At 72.3% G+C, this 21,411-nt stretch carries 20 protein-coding genes; 7 read left to right on the plus strand and 13 right to left on the minus strand.

Going from position 1 to position 21,411, the window contains the following annotated elements; genetic code table 11:
* Positions 1-2,386, plus strand: a 2,386-nt coding sequence (locus AWQ68_RS43870; RefSeq protein WP_066951241.1) for an ATP-binding protein, incomplete at its 5' end; no start/stop codon positions are given.
* Here the strand turns inward: AWQ68_RS43870 and AWQ68_RS38705 are convergent.
* Entirely contained in the window at positions 2,350-2,829 is a 480-nt protein-coding gene (locus tag AWQ68_RS38705; RefSeq protein ID WP_066951243.1) for an SRPBCC family protein, read from the minus strand. The two genes, AWQ68_RS43870 and AWQ68_RS38705, sit on opposite strands and share 37 nt — an antisense overlap.
* A gap of 326 nt (positions 2,830-3,155) precedes the next feature.
* Complete coding sequence (locus AWQ68_RS38715) at positions 3,156-3,503, minus strand: nucleoside triphosphate pyrophosphohydrolase family protein (protein ID WP_066951249.1); 348 nt, start codon at positions 3,501-3,503, stop codon at positions 3,156-3,158.
* 317 nt (positions 3,504-3,820) lie between these two features.
* Between AWQ68_RS38715 and AWQ68_RS38720 the strand changes: the two genes are divergently transcribed.
* The 3 genes from AWQ68_RS38720 (at position 3,821) to AWQ68_RS38730 (ending at position 7,326) form a co-directional block, all read left to right on the plus strand.
* Positions 3,821-4,990 (plus strand): sensor histidine kinase, encoded by a 1,170-nt coding sequence (locus tag AWQ68_RS38720; RefSeq protein ID WP_066951251.1) that lies wholly within the window; start codon positions 3,821-3,823, stop codon positions 4,988-4,990.
* The gene (locus tag AWQ68_RS38725; protein WP_066951253.1) at positions 4,990-5,655 is read left to right on the plus strand and encodes a response regulator; all 666 of its coding nucleotides are present in this window, start codon (positions 4,990-4,992) and stop codon (positions 5,653-5,655) included. Before AWQ68_RS38720 ends, AWQ68_RS38725 begins: the two co-directional genes overlap by 1 nt.
* Before the next feature lie 249 nt (positions 5,656-5,904).
* Complete coding sequence (locus tag AWQ68_RS38730; protein ID WP_084464887.1) at positions 5,905-7,326, plus strand: nitrilase-related carbon-nitrogen hydrolase; 1,422 nt, start codon at positions 5,905-5,907, stop codon at positions 7,324-7,326.
* Positions 7,327-7,388: 62 nt separating this feature from the next.
* Here the strand turns inward: AWQ68_RS38730 and AWQ68_RS38735 are convergent, their stop codons facing one another.
* The 9 genes from AWQ68_RS38735 to AWQ68_RS38775 form a co-directional block, all read right to left on the minus strand.
* Positions 7,389-9,029, minus strand: a complete 1,641-nt coding sequence (locus AWQ68_RS38735; RefSeq protein WP_066951256.1) for a GMC oxidoreductase — start codon at positions 9,027-9,029, stop codon at positions 7,389-7,391.
* A 77-nt stretch (positions 9,030-9,106) separates the two neighbouring features.
* Positions 9,107-9,610, minus strand: coding sequence for a carboxymuconolactone decarboxylase family protein (locus AWQ68_RS38740; RefSeq protein WP_066951258.1), 504 nt, complete (start codon positions 9,608-9,610; stop codon positions 9,107-9,109).
* A complete protein-coding gene (locus AWQ68_RS38745; protein ID WP_066951261.1) occupies positions 9,607-10,686 on the minus strand; it encodes an NAD(P)H-dependent amine dehydrogenase family protein in 1,080 nt (359 codons plus the stop codon). Before AWQ68_RS38745 ends, AWQ68_RS38740 begins: the two co-directional genes overlap by 4 nt.
* Before the next feature lie 207 nt (positions 10,687-10,893).
* Positions 10,894-11,349 (minus strand): nuclear transport factor 2 family protein, encoded by a 456-nt coding sequence (locus AWQ68_RS38750; protein WP_066951264.1) that lies wholly within the window; start codon positions 11,347-11,349, stop codon positions 10,894-10,896.
* Between the two features lie 32 nt (positions 11,350-11,381).
* Positions 11,382-12,260, minus strand: a complete 879-nt coding sequence (locus AWQ68_RS38755; protein WP_066951266.1) for a TIGR03619 family F420-dependent LLM class oxidoreductase — start codon at positions 12,258-12,260, stop codon at positions 11,382-11,384.
* Positions 12,261-12,323: 63 nt separating this feature from the next.
* A complete protein-coding gene (locus AWQ68_RS38760) occupies positions 12,324-13,073 on the minus strand; it encodes an amino acid ABC transporter ATP-binding protein (protein WP_066951313.1) in 750 nt (249 codons plus the stop codon).
* An 83-nt stretch (positions 13,074-13,156) separates the two neighbouring features.
* Positions 13,157-14,065 carry an amino acid ABC transporter permease gene (locus AWQ68_RS38765; protein ID WP_066951269.1) on the minus strand — a complete coding sequence of 303 codons (909 nt, stop codon included), beginning with the start codon at positions 14,063-14,065 and terminating at the stop codon, positions 13,157-13,159.
* 1 nt (position 14,066) lies between these two features.
* Positions 14,067-15,020, minus strand: coding sequence for an ABC transporter substrate-binding protein (locus AWQ68_RS38770; protein ID WP_066951271.1), 954 nt, complete (start codon positions 15,018-15,020; stop codon positions 14,067-14,069).
* A 15-nt stretch (positions 15,021-15,035) separates the two neighbouring features.
* On the minus strand, positions 15,036-16,604 hold the full coding sequence (locus AWQ68_RS38775) for an amidohydrolase (protein ID WP_066951273.1): 1,569 nt from the start codon (positions 16,602-16,604) through the stop codon (positions 15,036-15,038).
* Between the two features lie 111 nt (positions 16,605-16,715).
* Here AWQ68_RS38775 and AWQ68_RS38780 point away from each other — a divergent pair, with 111 nt between their 5' ends.
* Positions 16,716-17,591, plus strand: coding sequence for a LysR family transcriptional regulator (locus AWQ68_RS38780; protein ID WP_066951276.1), 876 nt, complete (start codon positions 16,716-16,718; stop codon positions 17,589-17,591).
* 132 nt (positions 17,592-17,723) lie between these two features.
* Entirely contained in the window at positions 17,724-18,944 is a 1,221-nt protein-coding gene (locus tag AWQ68_RS38785) for an amidase (protein WP_066951278.1), read from the plus strand.
* A gap of 250 nt (positions 18,945-19,194) precedes the next feature.
* Here the strand turns inward: AWQ68_RS38785 and AWQ68_RS38790 are convergent, their stop codons facing one another.
* A complete protein-coding gene (locus AWQ68_RS38790; protein ID WP_218007231.1) occupies positions 19,195-19,737 on the minus strand; it encodes an isochorismatase family protein in 543 nt (180 codons plus the stop codon).
* 59 nt (positions 19,738-19,796) lie between these two features.
* Here AWQ68_RS38790 and AWQ68_RS38795 point away from each other — a divergent pair, with 59 nt between their 5' ends.
* Positions 19,797-20,237, plus strand: coding sequence for a MarR family winged helix-turn-helix transcriptional regulator (locus tag AWQ68_RS38795; RefSeq protein ID WP_066951281.1), 441 nt, complete (start codon positions 19,797-19,799; stop codon positions 20,235-20,237).
* On the opposite strand, the gene AWQ68_RS38800 is transcribed toward AWQ68_RS38795, so the two are convergent.
* Complete coding sequence (locus tag AWQ68_RS38800; protein WP_084464889.1) at positions 20,238-21,278, minus strand: Lrp/AsnC family transcriptional regulator; 1,041 nt, start codon at positions 21,276-21,278, stop codon at positions 20,238-20,240. It abuts the gene before it with no gap.
* Positions 21,279-21,411: the final 133 nt, after the last annotated feature.

Below are 21,411 nucleotides of genomic sequence, written 5' to 3' on the forward strand. Positions count from 1 at the left end.
GTACGCGCGGATGCTGCGCCAGGACCCGGCGCTGAGCGGCGCGCCCGCGCGCCCGCCGACGAACCTGCCCGCCGCCGTCGGCGATCTGATCGGACGCGACGGCGCGGTGGACGAGGTGCGCGCGCTGCTGGAGACGGGCCGGCTGGTCACGCTCACCGGCCCGGGAGGCGTGGGGAAGACCAGCCTGGCCCTGGACGTCGGCAGGCGGCTGGTCGGCGCCCACCCGGACGGCGCGTGGCTGGTCGAGCTCGCCGCCTACGACCGGCGGACGCCGTCCCTGGCCGAGGCCGTGCTCGTCGCGCTCGACATCCGCGGCGACCGCGCCGCGCCCAGGGAACGGCTCGTGGACGCGCTGCGCGACCGGCGGCTGCTGCTGGTGCTCGACAACTGCGAGCACGTGATCGACCAGGCCGCCGAGCTGGTCGAGGTGCTGCTGCGCGCCGCGCCCGGCCTGCGGATCCTGGCGACCAGCCGCGAGCCGCTGAACGTGGCCGGCGAGGCGCTCTGGAGCGTACCCACGCTGGAACTTCCGGACGGGTCGGACCCGGCGGCGGTGGCGCGGGCCGGCTCGGTCCGGCTGTTCATGGCCCGGGCGACCGCGTCCGCCCGGGGGTTCACCCTCGACGACGGGAACGCCGAGGCGGTCGCGCAGCTCTGCCGCAGGCTGGACGGCATCCCGTTGGCGCTGGAGATGGCCGCGACCCGGGTCAGGGCGCTCGGCGTCCACGAACTGGTGAACCGGCTGGACGACCGGTTCCGGCTGCTGGCCGGGTTCCAGCGCGGCGCCCCGGCGCGCCAGCAGACGCTGACGGCGGTGATCGACTGGAGCTGGACGCTGCTCACCGAGGCCGAGCGGGTGGTGCTGCGCCGCCTGGCCGCGCACGCCGACGGCTGCGCGCTGGAGGCGGCGGAGGCGGTGTGCGCCGAACCCGGGATCGACGTGCTCGACGTGCTGGCCCGGCTGGTCGACCGGTCGCTCGTGGTGGTCGCGGACGGCCCGTCCGGCGTGCGGTACCGGCTGCTGGAGTCGGTGGCCGCGTACTGCGAGCGCCGGCTGGACGACGCGGGCGAGGTCGAGCGGGTACGGCGGGCGCACGCCGACCATTACGCGGCGCTCGCCGTACGGGCCGAGGCGCACCTGCGCGGACCCGAGCAGGGACGCTGGCTGCGGCGGCTGGACGTCGAGGCCGCGAACCTGCGGGCCGCTCTCGACGCCGCCCCGGCCGCCGTCGCCCTGCGTACGGTGAACGCGCTGGCCTGGTACTGGTTCCTGCGCGGCCGGTTCGGCGAGGCGCGCCGGGCGCTGGAGGCGGCGCTGGCCGCCGACGGCGACGCGCCCGCCGCCGACCGGGCGCGGGCCCGCGCCTGGCACGCCGGGTTCGCCCTGCTGCTGGGCGAGGACGCCGACTGGGAGCCGGCCCTGGACATCGCCGACCCCGGCGACCGGGCCAGGGCCGAGTGGTTCGTCGCGCTGGGGCTGACCGACGTGCCGTCCGCGCGGGTGCTCGTCGAGAAGGCGCTCGCGACCTTCCGCGAGGTCGGCGACACCTGGGGTGTGGCGGCCGCGCTGAGCAGGCAGGCCCGCGACGCCTTCACCGTACGCGATCTGGACGCCCTGGAACGCGACGGCGGGGAGAGCGCCCGGCTGTTCCGTGAGCTGGGCGACGGCTGGGGCCGTCTGCAGGCCACCGAGTGGCTCGCCGGGCTGAGCGAGATCCGCGCCGACTACGAGCGGGCCGCCCGGCTGTTCGCCGAGGACCTGCGGACGGCCGAGGAGCTCGGCCTGTGGGCGGAGACCGTGCGGCGGCTGTCGTGGCTGGGCTGGATCGCGATGAACACCGGCGACTACGCGTCCGCGATGGAGCACTCCGGCCGCGCGCTGCGGCTGGCCGTCGGACGGGGCTACCGGGAGGGCCGGATCTTCGCCGAGATGGGGTACGGCTACGCCGCCCGCAGGGCGGGCCGGCTGGAGGAGGCCGAGCGGCACATCAACGGCATGCTCGACGGCGTGCCGCGGGACGGCGAGCCCCCGCTGTTCCTGCCCACCGCCCTGGTCGAGCTGGGTTTCGTCCACGAGTCACGCGGCGACGTCGAGGAGGCCCGCGCCCTGTTCCTGGAGGCGTTCGCGGCGGCGAGGAGGATCGGCGACCCCCGCTCGACGGCGCTGACGGTGGAGGGGCTCGCGGCCGCGTCGCCGCCGGACGAGTGCGCGCGGCTGCTCGGCCTCGCCGCCGCGGCCAGGCTGGCGCACGGCACCCCGGCCTCCCACTCGGAGGAGGCCGAGGTGCGCCGGATCGCCGACCGGGCCAGGGACGTGCTTGGCGAGGAGGCGTACGCCGCCGCGCACGCTCACGGCCGCGCGCTGACCTTCGACGACGTGGCCTGAACCGCCAGGTGCTCGGCCAGCCGGTCGAAGAACTCCAGCCAGCCCGCCTTGGACTGCTCGGCGTGCTCGGCGTCGGTGTTGACCCCGAACTGGTGGAACCGCATCGTGGTGCCGTCCGCGTGCTCGTCGAGGGTCAGCGTGACCACCGAGGCGGGGCCGTCGCCGGGGTTGTCCGGGTCGCCGGTGGTGAAGACCAGCCGTCCCGGCCCGGCGACCTCGCGGTAGACGCCCTGCAGCGCGACCTCGAACCCCTCGTCGCCGACCAGCGTGGCCTGCCAGGCGCCGCCCGGGCGGACGTCCAGCATGACCCGGTCGGCCGGGGTGGTGAAGATCCGCGGCCCGAACCAGCGGGCGAAGCGCTCGGGGCGGGTCCAGGCGGCGTACACCTGCTCGCGCGGCGCGGCGAAGTCACGGACGATCTCGAACTCGGCGGTCTGCGTCATGGCTGCCCTCTCAGGGTCTCGTGGATCGGCTTCCGACGAGACCCACATTGCCGGGCCGCCCTTAGGGTCTCCTTCCGATGTCCTTAAGGTCCCGCTTAAGGCGCCCGGCCGTGCTGTTCAGGGGAAGGACGCCGTCAACGGGGGCGGCGCTGCTGGACGGGGAGGGCCGGGCCGTCACCGGCAGCCCGCGCGTGCCCGCGTCGCCGGGCTGCTCGACGCCGACCTGACGGACGCCGACCAACGGGCCCGCCTCCGGCTCGCCCTCAACTGGCGGAGATCCTGAACACCCGCACTTCGGACCAGGGGGTTTCCTACGCCCTCATCCTTCAGAGAAGGTCCGCCCGCCGGGCGACGACCTCGACATGCCGGGCGAGGAGGCCGAGCAGGTCGGGCGGGTGCGGATCGTCGGCGCGCAGGTGGGCCAACGCCGCCAGGGCGGTCAGCGCGACGTCCAGGAGTTCGTACTCGACGTCCGCCCGCGTGGCCGATCGGCCCTTGCGCGGGTTCTGGCCGGTCATCCCGACGAGTTTCTCGATCACCTCGCCGGCCTCCTCCGTGACCTTGGCCACCCTGCCCCACAGCAGGGCCTCGCGGTCCCGTCCCTGGTTGTCAGGTGAGTTGTCGATCCAGGCGGAGACCTCGTGGATGAGCCTGTTGGTTCGCTCGGAGTTCACCGCTCCTCCTTCCCCGCGGGGACTTCGTCGGCGATGACCAGTATGTGGGAGGAGAAGCCGAGGACGCCCGGCTCGGACTCCAGGCGCCGGATCGCTGCCACGACCAGCGCTCTGCTCGGCACCTGCTCAAGGCCCTGGTGGTAGAAGTCGATGATCTCGTTATCGATGAGCGGATCGCCTTTCCCACTCAGGCTGCGGTGTTGATCGCTGAGGTAGGCACGCAGGAGGGAGCCGCTGGCGGCACCCGGTCGCGATCGGGCGTACCCGCACGATGGGTGGTGATCGATACTCGGGAGCGAGAACGTTCAGGGAGCCTCGTGTCACTGATATTCACGCTTCCGTTCCGGCGGACCGGACAGCGCCGCCCGGGACCGCACGCGATCGACGCCGGGATCGCCACGCTCGTGCTGGTCGCCACGCTGTGGCCCCAGGTGACCTGGGCGTCCGCCGGGTGGCTCGGCGTGGTGTCGGCCGTCGCCGCCTCCGCGCCGCTGCTGTGGAGGCGGCGCGCGCCCATGTCCGTCGCTCTCCTGGTGGGAGTGGCGACGACCGCGCTGTCGCTGGAGCAGGCCATGCCGCCGCTGCCGTACGGAGCGCTGGTGGCGACGTACACGGTGGCGGTGCGCAGCCCGCTGCGCCGGCAGCTCGCGGCCGTCGCCTGCTGGGCCGGATCCCTGTCGGTGTCCCTGATCGTCCCGGGGGAGCCGCCGGAGTCCTTCGGCTACCTCGGCATGGCGTTCGCCACCGCGTACGCGCTGGGCATGGGGGCGCGGGCCCGCTCGGCCGAGATCACCGCGCTGCGCGAACGGGCTCGCAGGCTGGAGGAGGAGAGCGCGGCCGCCGCCGCGCGGGAGCGAACCCGGATCGTTCGCGACATGCACGACATCCTGACCCACTCCGTCGGCATGATGGTCGTCCAGGCCGAGGCGGGCGCGCTCATGGTACGGGACCGACCCGAACGGGCCGAGACGGCGTTCGAGATGATCGGCCGGACGGGCCGGGAGGCGATCGGCCAGCTCCGGCACATCTTCGGCGTGCTCCGCGCCACGGTGCCCGACCCCGCCGAACCGCCGCCCGGACTCGGCGCGCTGGGACACCTCGCGGAGCGGGTCGGCCGGGTGGGCCTGGCGGTGACCGTCGAGTCGCGCGGCACGCCGCGCCCGCTTCCGCCGGAGGCCGAGGTGGCGGCGTACCGGCTCGTACAGGAGGCGCTCACCAACACGCTGCGCCACGCGGGAGCCTCCAGGGCCGAGGTCGTGCTCGACTGGTCGCCGGACGCGCTGCGGGTTGAGGCGGCCGACGACGGCCGCGGCCCCGGCGATGGCGGGGAGGGACACGGTCCGGGCGGAGGGCACGGGCTGATCGGGATGCGGGAGCGGGTCACCGCCTGCGGCGGCACCTTCCGGGCGGGGCCGGGACGGGTCGGCGGGTTCGCCGTCGAGGCGACATTTCCGGTCCGGAAGCCGTCCGGAGAGGCGGCCGGCTGATGCTGCGCGTCCTCGTCGCCGACGACCAGGACCTGTTCCGCGGCGGCTTCTCCATGATCCTGGACGCGCAGCCGGACATCACCGTGGTCGGCGAGGCGTCCGACGGCGTGGAAGCGGTTCGCGCGGCGGCCGAACTCCAGCCGGACGTCGTGCTGATGGACATCCGGATGCCCACCATGGACGGCGTCGAGGCGACGCGGCGGATCCGCGCCGCTTCGTCCTCCCGCGTGCTCATGCTGACCATGTTCGACCTGGACGAGTACGTGTACGCGGCGTTGAGCGCGGGCGCGAGCGGGTTCCTGCTCAAGGACGCGCATCGCGACGAACTGGTCCGCGCGGTCCGGGTGGTCGCCGCGGGGGAGGGGCTGCTCGCGCCGACGGTGACCCGGCGACTGATCGAGACGCTGGCGCGGGGCGGCCACGCCGTACCCCGCCTGAAGGCCAGGCTCGACGAGCTGACCGTCCGGGAGCGCGAGACGCTGGCGCAGGTCGCGCGCGGCCTGTCGAACGCCGAGATCGCCGCCGAGCTGGTGGTCAGCGAGCACACGGTGAAGACCCACGTGAGCAACCTGCTGACCAAGCTCGGCCTGCGCGACCGCGCCCAGGCCGTCGTCTTCGCGTACGAGTCGGGGCTGGCCGTCCCGGGGTCTCCATCGCAGGAGTGAGCCGGGATTCACTCGCGGCGGCGATCCGGGCGGCACCCCTTCGCGGGCAGCATCGACGGCGATTCGCGAGGAGGCCGTCGTATGTATCCAGATTCCATCCGTCCAGATATCAGCCATTCCGGCACCGACCGTCCGGGAACCAGCGGTTCTGAAAGCGCTCGTCCGGGAACCAACTGTTCCGGCACTGGAGGTCCGGAAGACGGTCGTCCCCGCGGGCTCGGCGGCGCGCGCCGGGTCGGTGATCTGGGGGTGCTCGTCGCATGCGTGGCGCTCTCGGCGGGGTTGCTCCACTTCGGCACGGGTCTGCATCCGATCCCGTGGCTCACCTGGGTGGCGCCCTTGCCGGTGCTGCTGATCGCGCCGCGGACGACCGGTGTCCGCGCGTGCCTCGCGGCGGTGGCGGCGTGGGCCGTGGGCGGGACGACCATGTGGGAGCTCCAGCGGGACCGGATGGAGGCGCCGCTTCCGGTCGCGCTGCTGACGGTCGTCGTGTCCGCGCTGGTCGCGGCCCTGGCCGTCCTGCTCTTCCGGGCACTGGTACGGCGCGGCCGCCTGTGGTCGGCGGCGGCGGTCGTGCCCGCCGTCTGGGTGAGCGCCGAGTACCTCGTCGCGACCCTCACGCCGAACGGCGCGATCTGGAGCCTCGCGCACACGCAGGCCGGGGTCCTGCCGGTGGTCCAGCTCGCCGCGCTGACCGGCGGGTGGGGGATCTCGTTCCTGGTGACGGCCGTCCCGGCGGCGCTGGCCGCCTCCGCCGCGCCCCGGCGGAACGCGCGGCGAGAGGCCCGGCGGCAGGCGGGGGGTCGGCCCTGGCGGGTCGCGGCTACCGCGTTGACGCTGCTGCTCGTCGTCGCGGTCGGCGGAGCCGTACGGCTCGCCCTGGCCGCGCCGTACGGCGCGGAAGGGAAGGTCGCGTTGCTCGCCTCCCGGCAGCAGGACGACTGGGCGCCCATCGACACGCCGCGTGGCCGGGAACGTCTCCGCGAGGTGCTGGAACGGGTGCGCGCGCTGCCGCCCGGGACCGACGCCGTGGTCCTGCCGGAAGGCGGATTCGTGACGACGGCGGCGGACCTTCCCCTGATCTCCCGCCCGCTCGCGGCGCTGGCCCGCGAGCGGCGCATGGACGTCGTCGCGGGCGTGATCGTGACCGACGCCAACCACAACACCGCGATGTTCTTCCCGGCCGGAGGAGGCGAGCCGGGCGTGTACCGCAAGCAGCACATGGTGCCCGGGGTGGAGCCGTACGAGCCCGGTGACCGGATGTTCCTCCGCGCCGGGACCGGTGTGGCGATCTGCAAGGACCTGGACTTCCCCGACCTGGCCCGCGCGTACCGGCGCGAGGGCGCGCGGGTCATGATGCTGCCCGCCTGGGACTTCGACCTCGACGGATGGCAGCACGCGCGGACGACCGTGTTGCGCGGCGTCGAGAACGGGTTCTGGGCCGTGCGCAGCGCGGCGAACGGGAACCTGACGGTGAGCGATCCGTACGGCCGGGTCCGCGCCGAGACCGCGACCACGGGTCGCGTGCCGACGGTGCTCACCGCGACCGTCGGCACGGGCGCCGTCCGCACGCTCTACACGTGGGCGGGCGACTGGTTCGCCTGGCTGTGCCTGGCCCTGGCCGTCCTGCTTCCCGCGTCGGCGATCCTCCGACGCCGCAGGCCCGTGTGACCCGGCGGGTCCCGGTGAGTGCGGCGGGCCGACCGTGCGTGGCCGGCCCTCCGCGTACGGCCCTACAGGTCGGTGGCGATGATCTTCTCGATGTTGCGCTCCGCGAGCGCCGTGATGGTGACGAACGGGTTGACGCTGGTGTTGCCGGGGATCAGCGCGCCGTCGATGACGTACAGGCCGGGGTAGCCGACGAGGCGGCCGTAGTTGTCGGTGGCCTTGCCCAGGACCGCGCCGCCCAGCGGGTGGTACGTGAGGTGGTCGCCCCAGATCTTGTAGATGCCGAAGAGGTCGGTCCGGTAGATCGTCCCCTCCTTGGAGTTGATCTTGTCGAAGATCGTCTTGGCCATGTCGATGGCGGGCTGCTTCCAGGACTGCTGCCAGTTCAGGTCGACCTTGCCCGTGGCCGGGTTCCAGGAGAACTCGGCGCGGTTCGGGTTCTTGGTGATCGACAGATAGAACGAGGCGAAGGTCTCGATCCCGGTGGGCAGCGGCGCCACCTCGGCGAACGCGCCGCCCGCGGCCCAGTTGTCGATGCCGCCGCAGGGGATGGACGACTGCAGGGAGCCGGTCGGGTCCCAGATGTGGTTGGCGCGGCCGCACATGACGTTGCCGTTGTCGCCCCAGCCCTTGCCGACCTCGTTGTTCAGGTTGGGCAGCATGCCGGTGGCCTTCAGCTTGACCAGCAGCTTGCTGGTGCCGACGCTGCCGGCGGCGAAGAACACCCGGTCCGCGGTCACGGTCTTGGTGGTCGTGGTCTCGCCGCTGGTGTTGATCTGGTCGATGACGACCGTGTAGCCGCCGCCGGACGCCGGGGCGACCGAGACGACCTTGTGCAGCGGCGAGATGGTGACCCGGCCGGTGGCCGTGGCCTGGGCGATGTACGTCTTCTGCAGCGACTTCTTGCCGTAGTTGTTGCCGTAGAGGATCTCGCCGGCCAGCGCCGACTTGGTGACGGTGCCGGCCGCCTCCTGCTTCATGTAGTCCCAGTCGTACACGTCGGGCACGAAGACGAACGGGAACCCGGAGCGCTGGGCGTGCTTACGGCCGACCCGGGCGTACTGGTAGCAGTCGGTGGAGTCGAACCAGGCCGGGTCGACGGTGCCGACCCCGAGCCCCGCGTTGGCGCGCGGGTAGTAGATGTCGTACATCTCGTCGGGGTTGACCGTCGGGAGGATGGCGCCGAAGTTCTCCCGCTTGGGCGTGACCGCCATGCCGCCGTTGACCAGGGAACCGCCGCCGACGCCGCGGCCCTGGTAGACCGTGATGCCGCTGAATTCCTCGGCGTCCAGGATCCCGGTGTAACGGGAGATGTCCCGGTCGATCGGGAAGCCGAGGAAGTAGTTGAGCGGCGCCTTCGTCCGGGTGCGCAGCCAGTACGACCGGTTGTCCGGCGAGAGCGTGTTGCAGAAGATCTTGCCGTCGCTGCCGGGGGTGTCCCAGGCCATGCCCATCTCGACCATGTGGACGTCGACGCCCGCCTGGGCGAGGCGCAGCGCGGCGACCGAGCCGCCGTATCCGGTGCCGATCACCAGGGCCGGCACGTGAGCCCCGCTGGCGATCGGAGCGGTCGCGGCGATGGTCTGCGCCCAGGCGGGGGCGCGGCCGCCGAGGGCCATGACTCCCAGGAGGGAACCGGCCCCGGCGATGAATCCGCGTCGGGAGACGCCCGAGGAGGCCGACCCGACCGGCGTGCTGTCACTCATCTGTGGTCCTCACTCTCGACCAAAGGGGGTTCGCGTCTTGCGAATGGGGGGTGTTCGTCCGGAGTGCCATGAGGTGGCTACGGCTTGCCGGAGGGGGAGGGGCCGCCGCCGGGCAGCACGCAGACGGCGTCGAGGCCCAGCACCCGGTTGAGCCGGCCGAACGTCAGCCAGGAGCCGATGCACATGGTCAGCTCGACGATCTCGGGCTGGCTGTAGTGCGCGGTCATCCGGTTCCAGAACTCGTCGTCGAGACCGTGGTGATCGAGCGCGTACCGCTCGGCGTACTCGGCGGCCAGCCGGGTGCGGTCGTCGAAGGCGTCGGTGGTGCGCCAGTGGGTCACCGCGTCGGCGAACTCCTCCTCGACCTTCTGCCCGTCGCGTTCCGTCCGCCAGTCGAGGCAGAAGAGGCACCCGTTGAGCTGTGCGATCCGCAGCCGCGCGGCCTCGAACTCGCGCAGCCCGAGGGTCGTGTGCGCGTACACCGCCAGGGAGAAGTTGGAGGCGGCGGGCCCGATGCCGGGGACCATCTCGCCCCACACGTACTGGATCGGGTCCTTGCCGTCCGGGACGTCGACTCTCATGATCGCTTCCTTCCGAGCCTGCCGACCGCGGGGCGCAGCGGGATGTCGAGCGCGTCGTAGAGCCCCGGCTGCGCCTCCACGAGCCAGTCGATGGCGTTCACCAGCCGGCCGACCGCGGTGGCGTTCCCGCCCGCGGACCGGTTGCCGCCCTCGTCGGAGGCCTCGACCGTGACCTCGATGCGCGGACGGCCCTCGATGATCACCCGGTGTGCCCCCTCGCCGTCGGGCGGCGACGGCCAGTCCGGCGCGCAGGACGGGTGGATGCGGGTGATGTGCTCGATCACGATGCGGGGCTCGCCCTCGACGATGCCCTGCACCTCGAACCTGACCGCGCCCTGGGTGCCGGCCTCGAAGTCGCCCATCGACCTGGTGCTGACCGTGGCGTCGAGCGGGCGCCGCTCCAGGGTCTCGCGGATCTCGTCGAGTTCGACGCCGAGGGCGCGGGCCATCATCCGCACCTGCCCGCCCCACACCATGGTCGGGACCGTCGGCGCGATCATCGGCGGCTCGTAGTCCATCGGCTGGCCCATGCCGACGAGATAGCGGACCGAGTCGGGCTGGTCGTAGGTGGTGTAGTCGAAGATCTCCTGGCAACGGATCACGTCCACCGTCGCGCCGAGACCGCTGATGAGCAGGGGGAGCACGTCGTTGCCCCAGCCGGGGTCGACGCCGGAGACGAACAGGGAGCCGCCGCCCTCGGCGACCGCGGCCAGCACCGGTTCCCGCAGCTCGGGCGGGGCGTTGCGCTGGTCGTAGAGCGCGTACAGCGAGGGCGTGACGACCACGGCCCCGGCCCGGATCGCCCGGACGATGTCGGCGAGGGCGTCGTCGGGGCGGATGTCCCCGGACGCCGCGTACACCACGGCGCGGGGTCGGGCGGCCAGCACCGCGTCGACGTCGTCGGTCGCCGTGATGCCCAGCCGATGGTCGAGCCCGCCGAGTTCACCCGCGTCGCGGCCGACCTTGTCGGGATTGTTGACGAGCACTGCCGTGAGTTCCAGTGCCGGATGGGCCTCGACGGCGCGGATGGCCGCACGGCCCACGTTGCCGGTACCCCAGACGATTGTGGACACCATGGGCGGAGCGTAGCAAGCGCTTGGTTTAGTGCATAGGGCCCCCGCGTCCGATGTTCGCTGATGAATCCCCTGGTCAGACCGGGACGAGGGCATGGTGGGCCCGCCCTCCGACCCGGCCGTTCTCCGGCGGTGCGGCCTCGCCCCGCACCCCGCCGCGCCGCCTCCCGGCGGCGCCGTCTCCCGCGCCCCGGCGACCGGGGCGTTGCCTCAGGGGGCGGTCAGGGTGGCCATCGCCCGGTCCGGCTCCCAGTGGGCGCGGAGCGACGTGATCGCCCCGGATTCGTCGACGGTGTAGATGATCACGCAGTCGACCGTCATGGTCGCGCCGCCGTCCATCGTCATGACGATGGAGGCGACGTTGGCGCAGCAGGGCCCGTTGGCGAAGGAGTCCCTGACGTGGAAGCGGTATTCGCGCACCGAGCCGACGTAGGCGTCCCAGAACCTCCCGATCTCCTCGTGGCCGCGGTGCCCCTTGCCTTCGGGATCGAGCGGCGAGGGGCCGACGGGATCCTCCACGAGGGCGCCGGGGGCGAACAGCCCCAGCCATTCCGCCCTGCGTCCCGCGGTGACCGCGGCCATGGAGGACCGCGCGGCCCGGCGCGCGGGGTGGTCGGCGTGGTCAGGGTCCGGCGCTTCCCAGGTGACTGCCGTGGAATCGGTCATACCCGGGACTGTAACGTGTTCTCGTTTCTGGGTTAAGGGGTGACTTTGGCGATCACCGACTCCGCGAAGCGCTCAAGGCGCTCGATCTTCCTGGCCAGCGGCTCGGTGTCCGGACCCTTGATGTACGGCGACCGGAAGCCGACGATCAGGTCGGTGACGCCCTTGTCGGCCAGCCGCTTCACCCCGTCCACGCTGTACGCGTCGTAGGAGATCGCGTGGATCTCGAAGGGGCGGTCGGTCGTGCCCTCCTCCGCGCGCGCCGCGGCCAGCCTGGCCAGCAGCGCGTCCAGCTCCTCGGCGTCGCCCCCGCCGTGCATCCAGCCGTCGCCGAGGCGGGCGGCCCGGCGCAGCGCCGCCTCGCTGTGCCCGCCGACCAGGATCGGGATCGGCTCGGTGGGGGCCGGCGACATCTTCACCGGCGGCAGGTCGTAGAACTCGCCGTGGTACTCGAAGTAGTCGCCGCTCGTCAGGCCGCGCACCACCTCGATGGCCTCGTCCATCCGCCTGCCGCGGCGCGCCCACGGCACGCCCATCACCGCGAAGTCCTCCGGCCACGGGCTGAGCCCGACGCCGAGGGCCAGCCGGTTGCCGGTCAGGTACGCGATCGAGCTCGCCTGCTTGGCGACCAGCACCGGCGGGCGGATCGGCAGCTTGAGCACGAACGGGGTGAACCGGATCGTCGAGGTCGCCGCTCCCAGCGCCGCGACCAGGATGAACGTCTCGATGAAGCTCTTGTCCTCCAGGAACTCCCGGTCGCCGTCGGAGGTGTAGGGATAGCTCGTGGCGGACTCCTTCGGATAGACGAGGGAGTCCGCCACGGTGAAGCTCGCGTAGCCCGCCGCTTCGGCGGCCCGGGCGAGCGGGAGATAGTACGACGGGTCGGTCATGGCCTCGGCATAGGTGAACCGCATGGAAACAGAGCGTAATAGAACCTGTTTCACTTTAGAAGCGGCGCGATCGGCCGGGCATTCACCCTACGAACGGTCGTCCTCGGAGCCGAGCACGCTGGACAGGAACGCCCGGGTGCGCTCGTGGGCCGGGGCGGCGAGAAGCTCGCGCGGCCGGCCCCGCTCGACCACGACGCCGTCGGCGAAGAAGGTCAGCCGGTCGCCGACCTCCCGGGCGAAGGCGATCTCGTGGGTCACCACGACCATCGTCATCCCCTCGGAGGCCAGGCCCTTCATGACCTCGAGGACCTCGTCGACCAGCTCCGGGTCGAGCGCGGAGGTCGGCTCGTCGAACAGCATCAGCGCCGGGTTCATCGCCAGCGCCCTGGCGATGGCGACGCGCTGCTGCTGCCCGCCGGAGAGCTGGTGGGGCCGCTTGTGCGCGTGGTCGGCCAGGCCGACCCGGTCCAGGTGCTCCATCGCCAGCGTCCGCGCCCGGTCCGGCGGGGTGCCCAGCACGTGGACCGGGCCGCAGGCCACGTTCTCCAGCGCGCTCTGGTGCGCGAAGAGGTTGAACCGCTGGAACACCATGCCGATGTTCTTGCGGAAGGCGGCGAACTCCTTGGGCGTCCAGGGGTGGTACCTGCCGTCGCGCAGCGTGTGGCCGACCTCCTCCCCGAGCACCCGCAGGCTGCCGCCGAGCACCGGCTCCAGCCCGTTGATGCACCGCAGGAACGTGGACTTGCCCGACCCCGACGGGCCGATGACGCAGCTCACCTCGCCGGGTGCCACGGCGAAGTCCACTCCGTTGAGCACCTGCACGCCGCCGTAGCCCATCCGGACGTCCGAGGCCAGCACGACCGGCTCCGCGCCGGGTTCCACGCCGGACTCCACGGACTCCACGGACTCCACGCCGGGCTTCACGCGGCCACCTTCGGCAGAACCCGGGCCGCCATGCCGCCGCCGCGCACCAGCCGTACGGCGTCGGAGCCGAAGCGGCGCTCCAGCCGCCCCTGCAGGAAGGTCGCCACGGCCGTCATGACCATGTACCAGACGCTCGCCACGATCAGCAGCTCCATGATCCGGTTGTTCGCCTTGTAGATCTGGCTGGCGTTGGTCATCAGGTCGTGCCCGGCGACCACGTAGACCAGCGAGGTGGTCTTGAGCATGGAGATGAACTCGTTTCCGGTCGGCGGGATGATGATGCGCAGCGCCTGCGGCAGCACGATCACCCGCATCCGCTTGGCCGGCGTCATGCCCAGCGCGTACGCCGCCTCGGTCTGGCCGCGGTCCACCGCCTGGATCCCGGCGCGTACGGTCTCGGCGAAGTAGGCCGCCAGGTTCAGCCCCAGCCCCAGCATCGCCGAGGTGAAGCCGGTCATCACCTGGTTGGTGTCCCACTTGAGGCCGATCATGGTGAACGGGATCTTGAGCACCAGCTCGGGGAAGAGGAACGCCAGGTTGTACCAGAAGATGAGCTGCACCAGCACCGGCGTGCCGCGGAAGAACCAGATGTAGAAGGTGGCCAGCCCGCTCAGCACCGGGTTGTGCGCCAGGCGCATGACCGCGACCAGGACGCCGAGCACCAGCCCGAGGGCCGTCGCCAGCACGGAGATCTCGATGGTGACCCAGACGCCGGACAGGATCCGGTCGTTGAACAGGTACTCGGCGACCTTGCCCCAGTCCAGATGCGGGTTGACCACGACCAGGTAGACCAGCCAGCCGGCGACCGCGAGCGCGACGGCCGCGGCGAGCCAGCGGCCCCAGTGCCAGGTGCGTGCGACGGGGACCGGTGCGCCGGACGGGCCGGCGATCGGTTCGGTGCGCACGTCACTTACCGCCGTTGACGACGGCCGAATCGACGGCCAGCGCGTCCAGGTTCCACGCCTTGAGGAGCTTGCCGTACTCGCCGCTCTTGATGAGGGAGTCGAGCGCGCCCTTGACGGAGTCGATGAGCTGGGTGTTGTCCGGCTTCATCCCGATCCCCCAGGGGCTCGCGGTGCCGTCGAGGGTGATCGCCTCCATCTCGAGCTTGGGGTCGGCCGCCTTGTACGCGGCGACCACGTAGTCGGTGACGCTCGCCTTGGCGCGGCCGTTGCCCACCTGGAGCATGGCCTCCGTGTCGCCGGGGAACTTCAGGATGTCCACGGCGGGCTTGCCGTCCTTCTTGCAGGCGGCGTCGTAGCTCTCGGCCAGCTCCATCGAGGAGCCGTTGTCGACGACGGAGACCGTCTTGCCGCACAGGTCCTTCGGCCCGTTGATGCCCGCCGGGTTGCCCTTCTTGACCAGCAGCGCGGCGCCGGCCTGCACGTAGTCGACGAACGTGACCTGGCCCTGCCGTTCCGGCGTGTCGCTCATCGAGGAGATGACGAAGTCGTACCGGCCGGTGAGCACGCCGGGGATCTGCGAGTTGAACTCCTCGTCGGTGATGGTCACCTTGACGCCGAGCTTTCTCGCGATGGCGCGCGCCAGGGCGGGGTCGAAGCCGATCGCCGTCGTGCCGTCGCTCGCGTACAGCTCCATGGGCGGGTAGCCGATCGAGGAGACGACCTTCAGGCCGCCGGACTTCAGGCTCGCCGGCGCCTTCGCCGCCAGTTCCTCGTCCGGGGTGATGGCGTTGATGACGTCGGCCGCCTTCTCCTCGGCCGGCGCCTGGTCGAGGACGACGGCCGGCGCCGAGGCCGCCGCGTCGGAGTCGCCGCTGTCGAGGGACTGGGCGCCGCAGGCGGCGGTAGCGGTGAGCAGCCCGCCGACGGCGAGCGTGGTGAGGATCCGGGTGTTCAAGAGGGAGGTGCTCCTTCAGATACGCCGCCAGCGGACATCGCCGCCGACGACGGTGGTCAGGACCTTGGTGCGCAGCACCGCCTCGGGCGACTCCCGGTAGGGATCGGTGTCCACCGCGATGAAGTCGGCGAGTCTGCCGGGCGTGAGGAGACCCTTGCGCTCCTCCTCGCCCGCGGCGTAGGCCGCGCCCAGGGTGTGGGCGGTGACGGCCTCGGCCATGCTCAGCCGCTGCTCCGGCTGCCACCCGCCGACGGGGGTGCCGTCGGTCCGGGTGCGGGTCACCGCGGCGTACAGCGCGGCGAAGGGGTTGGGGTGCTCGACGGGCGCGTCGGAGCCGAAGGCCAGCGCGACGCCGACGTTCAGCATCCCGCGCCAGGCGTAGGAGGCCAGCTCGTGACCGGCCAGCAAAGAGTCGACCAGGTCGATGTCGCTGGTGCAGTGGACCGGCTGCATCGAGGCGACGACGCCCAGCCGCGCCATCCTGGACAGGTCGTCCGGGCGCAGGTGCTGGGCGTGCTCGATGCGGTGCCGCAGGCCCGGCGTGTGGCCCAGCGCCTCGTACGCGTCGAGGACCAGGTGGTTGGCCCGGTCGCCGATGGCGTGCGTGGCCACCGCGATGCCGGCCCCCGCCGCGCGGGAGAACAGCGCGACCAGATCCTCGTACGGCGTGACCGCGATGCCGGTGTTGCCCTGCTCGCCGGCGAAGGACTCGCTCATGTGGCAGGTGTGCGAGCCGAGGGCGCCGTCGCTGAAGATCTTCACCGGTCCGGTGCGGACCCAGTCGTCGCCCTGCCCGGTGCGGCGGCCCTCGGCGATGGCCCGCTCCAGGTGGACCATCGGGATCGCCTTGTGGACGCGCAGCTTCAGCTCGCCGGCGTCGCGCAGCCCCAGGTAGGCGGCCCGGCAGTCCTCACCGTCGATGTCGTGGACGCTGGTCAGACCGAGCCCGAGCAACTCCTCCTGCGCGGCGCGCAGCAGGTCGCGCAGGTCGGGGGAGACCATGAGGGCGCGCAGCGGGTACGAGGCCGCCTCGCGCAGGATGCCGGTGGGCTCCCCGCTCGCGTCCCTGACGATCTCGCCGCCCACCGGGTCCGGCGTGCTCGCGTCGATGCCGGCCAGCCGCAGCGCGGCCGAGTTGGCCCACACCGTGTGGCCGTCCACGTTGGGCAGCGCGACCGGGATGTCCGGGCAGACCGAGTCCAGCGCGTACCGGTCCGGCTGGGCCGGCGGGTTCCAGGTGTTGCTGTTCCACCGGCCGCCGAACAGCCAGGCGCCCGGCCGCAGCCGAGCCGCGTGCGCCTTCACCATGGCGAGGGCCTCGTCCAGCGAGCGCACGTCGCGCAGGTCGACCGCGCCGAGGCTCTGGGCGTACTGCGCGGTGTGGATGTGCGCGTCGTACAGACCGGGCAGCACCGCGGCGCCATCCAGGTCGATCAGCTCCGCACCCGGGCCCGCGGCCGCACGCACCTCTGCCTCGGTGCCGACGGCGATCAGCAACTCGCCGTCCACGGCCATGGCCTGGGCCGGCGGGGCGCCGACCTCTCCGGTGTGGATGGCGGCGTTGCGGTACACGCGAATGCTCATGTGACTCTCAAAGGGGTTCGAGGAACGGTGGCCATCACTGTAGGAGTGGCGAAAAGAAGGCGGAAGCGCTATAAACACGACATTTGGCAGCCCTGAGAGTAAGGAGTGCTAATGCTCAAGCCGGAGCATCTGCGCACTCTTCGTGAGGTGGTCCAGCTCGGTTCGTTCGCCGCCGCGGCGAACCGGCTCGGGTACACGGCGTCGGCTGTCTCGCAGCAGATGGCCGCACTGGAGCGGCAGATCGGCGTGAAGCTGTTCGAGCGCTCCGCGCACAGCGTGCTGCCCACCAGCGCCGCCGAGGTGCTGGCCAGGCACGCGCAGATCGTCCTCGCCGACATGGAGCGGATGGTCACGACCGTCCGGGCGGTGCACCGGAACAGCGAGCGGCAGCTCCACCTCGGCATCTTCCCCAGCTTCACCGACGTGCTGACCGGCGTCCTGCGGGGGATGGAGCCGCGAGACCGGGCCGGCATCAGAGTCACTGTGGCCGAGTCGTCCCAGCTCATCCCGCGCCTGAACGCCGGCGGCGAGATGGACGCGGCGATCGTCTACCAGGTGGGGAACTCCGGCCTTTCATGGCCGTCGGCGCTGGGGCGTCGCTGGATCGCCGAGGACCGCTACAAGGTCGTGCTCCCGAGCTGCTGGCCCGATCTGTCGCCCCACCGCACCGAGCAGCTCGTGGACCTGCCGTGGATCATGCACCACCCGGGCAGCAGCGACGCCACCTTCTTCGACAGCGTGTTCGCCCGCTGGGGCCTGCACCCTCGTGTCGCGGGCCACTCCGACGACTTCAAGATCACGATGGCGATGATCGGGGCCGGGTTGGGCGCGGCGCTCGTCCCCGACCTCGCGCTGCGCGGGCACGGCCCGGAGGTCGTGGTCGCCGACGTGCCGTGGCTGAACACCAGCCGCAGCATCTTCGCCCTCGTCCGCCCCGAGCGCGAGACCGCCCGCCTGCGCGTGCTGCTCGACGCGCTCGCGGTCTGACCGCGTACGGCGGAGCGCGGGGGTCGACGCGCAACGGGGGATATGTCAGCATTTGCCGGATCGTGAGCGCGGCCGGACGGGCGACCCGTCGCACCGGCCGCGCCGTCCGGCGGTGCGAGGAGGTCCCCGACCATGGAACGCGAGACGGCGGAGGCCGGGGCCGCCCAGGTGATGGCGGAGCGCGAGGCGGCGATCGCGCGGTCCGCCGAGGCGATACGCCGCCACGACGGGCACAACATCCTCATCGAGACCGGCCCCGAGCCGGTGATCGACCGGCTCGCCCGTCACGACGTTCCGGCGCCCGCCGTCTCGGCCGAACTGTGGGCCTGGACGTTCGTGGTGAAGGACATGATCGATGTCGCCGGGCTTCCCACGACCCGCGGCTCCGCCCTGTACGGCGGCGAGGAGGCGCTGACCACCGCGCCCTGCGTCGAGCTGCTCGAACGGGCGGGAGGGCTGCTGGTCGGCAAGACGAACCAGCACGAGTTCGCCTGGGGCATCACGAGCGAGAACCCGCACTGGGGCGACGTGCGCAACCCGCGGCACCCGCACCTGTCGCCCGGCGGGTCGAGCGGCGGCACCGCGGCGGCGCTCGCCGCCGGCATCGCCCGGGTCGGTCTCGGCACCGACACCGGCGGCTCGGTCCGGATCCCGGCCGCCTGCTGCGGCGTGGTGGGGCTGCGCCCGCGGGCCGGCGCCGTCTCCGCCGAAGGGGTCGCGCCGCTCGCCCCGATGTTCGACGTCGTGGGGCCGATGAGCACGTCGGTGGCCGACTGCGCGCAGGTGTGGCGGGCGCTCACCGGCGAGGCGGTCGAGCTGCCGCCCTCCCTGTCGGGGCTGGTCATCGGGGTGGCCGAAGGGTGCGCACAGGCCGGGGAGTTCGCCGAGCTGGGTGCCGAGATCCGCGAGATCGCCCTGCCGTACGACATCCTCAGCCCGTACTGGACGATCGTCGGCGCGCAGGCCCGGCGCACCCACGAGGCCACATACCCGAGGGCCGCCGCGAGCTACAGCGAGGGCGTGCGACGCAAGCTGGACGCCGCCGGGACCGGCCATCGGGAGTACCGCCGGGCCGTCGAGGAACTCGCGGCCGTCCGGGCCCGCTTCTCCGGGGAGATGTCCGGCGTCGACCTCCTGATCTCGCCGACGCTCGGCGGGCCCGCGCCCCGGGTCGGGTGCGACGAGGCCGCCGTACGCGGGGAGGTCGGCCGCTTCACGTCGGTCGTGTCCGCGCTCGGCCTGCCCGCGCTGGCCGTCGGCGACCTGCAGGTGGTGGGCCGCCGCGAGGCGGACGTCCTGCGGGCCGGCCTGTGCCGGGAGGCGCGCGGCGGAGGGATCCCCGAGCCCCGCTGACCTCCGGACTTCCGTTCTGGTGATCGTCGCAGCACCCCACCTCAGGGGATGCGATGGACTTCGAGGTCAGGGAGATCCGATGTCGTGAAGCCTGGCTCAGGGGCGTCTCAGCCCTTCCTGACCGCCTCGCTCACCTGGGCTGGTGAGGTGCTCCCGGGCAGGTCCAGGACGTCGCCGTCACCGATCTCGATAACTTCGCCGACATGCCGGGTGCGCAGGCCGTTCTTGTGGATGGAGTAATCCCGGGCGATCAGAGCAACTCGTGCAGGGCGGCGATGACCTGCCGACCCGTGGGTGTGGTGAAGTCGCGCACCATGGCGGTGGCGAAGCTCGCCACGGAGGTCACCACGCCACCCGCCGCCTCGATCTGCCGTAGGGCGGCCTCTTCGGTGCGGCGGGTGATGCCGCCGCAGGCATCCACCAGGACCTGTACGGCCATGCCGTCCGCGAGCGCGTCGAGGGCGGTGCGAAGCACCACCATCTCCGTGGTCACCCCGCAGATCACGAGGGTGGGGCGGGACGTGGCGAGGACGGCCTCGCGCCAGGCGGTGTCGTCCCAGCAGGACGGGCCGGTGCGCACGTACGGCTCGTACTCGGGCACCTCCTCGATCGTCCTGGGGCCGCCCGGGCGGGGCGCGGCCGAGACGGTGAACGGGATGTCGAGGGCCGTGACGAGTTTGTTCAGGACCTTGACCGAGCGGCGGATGGAAGAGGCCGGGTTGGTGGCGGCGGCTTCGACGATGCCGTCCTGCAGGTCGGCGAACACCAGCTGAACGGAGGCGGGGTCCAACATATATTCACTCTCGCAATCATTCGAATTCTGAACGATGCGGAGACGGTAGCATTCGGAGTGTGAACGATGTCAAGCTGACCTCCACGCTCGCCTTCCGGCTGGGCACACTGGGGGCCGTGGTGACGGAGCGCTTCTCGGCGCGCCTGGCGGCGCACGGCCTCAAGCCCAAACATGTGGGGCTGCTGGCGATCCTGGAGGCCGGAACGGCGACGTCTCAGCTGGACATCGCCAAACTCATGAATGTGGCGCCCAGTCTCGTGGTGTCGCTCGCAGACCGACTCGAGGAGCTCGGCGCCGTTCGGCGAGAACGCGATCCCTTCGACCGGCGCAGGCAGACACTCGCGCTTACGGCGGAGGGCCGGGAGTTGCTGGCCGCGTGCACCGGGGCGGCGGCCGAACTCGACGCGGAACTGACCGACGGTCTCAGGCTCGAGGAGGTGAAGGCGCTGCGCAGCGTTCTCGGCACGATCGCCGGTCGCAGCGGCCTGCCCGCCGACTAGCTAGCCTCCCAGGCTCCACGGGTCCACCGGGACGACGCCCGTACAGCGGCCGAACCGGTCGAGACGCCGGCCGTAGAGCTTGGCCTGCCGCAGGACGATCTGGCGGTCGGCGACGACGACGTGGGGGAAGCGCTCCTCCAGCCGCACCACCAGCGGGTGCAGGTCGCCCGCGGCGTGCAGGCCCACGGTGAGGAGCATGTTGCGGGCGCCCGCGAGCGCCGCGCACGTCCGGGTCTCCGGCCAGTCGAGCAGCGCCCGGCCCGTCTCCTCCAGCAGCGCGTCCGGCATCCGCAGCCACATCACGGCCGAGGAGTGCCAGCCCGCGTGCGCGCGTGCGAGGTCGCAGCGGAAGTCGATGTCGCCGGACGCGACCAGGCGGGACAGCCGGCGCTGCGCCGTGCGCTCGGACGTGCCCACCACGCGGGCCAGCTCGGAGTATCCCGCGCGCCCGTCGGCGAGCAGGGCGGCGAACAGCCGGCGGTCGAGCGCGTCCATCCGCCCGGACGGCTCCGGCGCGGCGGGCCGCCGGGCCAGGTCGCGCGCGGCGCCCGGGGACAGCACGCGCAGCCGCCAGCGGCGCGAGGCGTCGAAGACCCGCGTGGCCACATGCGTACGCACCTTCGCCACCCCGGGCACCCGTGGCAGGTGGGCGAGCAGGTAGTCCGCCAGCGCCGGCATCGAGGCGGCCACGGCGATCGCGAACAGGTCGTGGTCCGCGGCGACGTGCTGCACGGTGATGAGGTGCCCCGCCTCCGCCAGCCGGTCGGCCACCTCGACCGCCGCTCCGGCCGCGCAGTCGATCTCCAGGAACGCCACGCTCATCGCGTGCATCTGCCGCCGCCCCAGGGCGACGGTGGTCCACGCCTCGCCGGACGCGTTCAGCCGCTGCCAGCGCCGCGCCGCCGTCACCGGGTCCGCGCCGATCGCCGCCCCGACGTCCACCCAGCTCGCGCGCGGGTTGATCTGGAGGGCGTCGATGAGTTCGAGGTCGGCCTCCGACAGCAACCGTGGCGGCTGTGTGCCGGAATCCTGCACGATCACCCTTTCGATGACGCTTTGCTGCGCCTGACGGCCGGAATCACCTTATCGGGGGATTCTTGGGCGGGCGGCCGTCCGGCCCGCCGCACGCCGCCGTGCTTCCGGCACGGGGCTTCCGGGCTCGGACGGGCCTTTC

The sequence above is a fragment of the Microtetraspora fusca genome, from assembly GCF_001570365.1.
Classification (GTDB): Bacteria; Actinomycetota; Actinomycetes; order Streptosporangiales; family Streptosporangiaceae; genus Microtetraspora; species Microtetraspora fusca.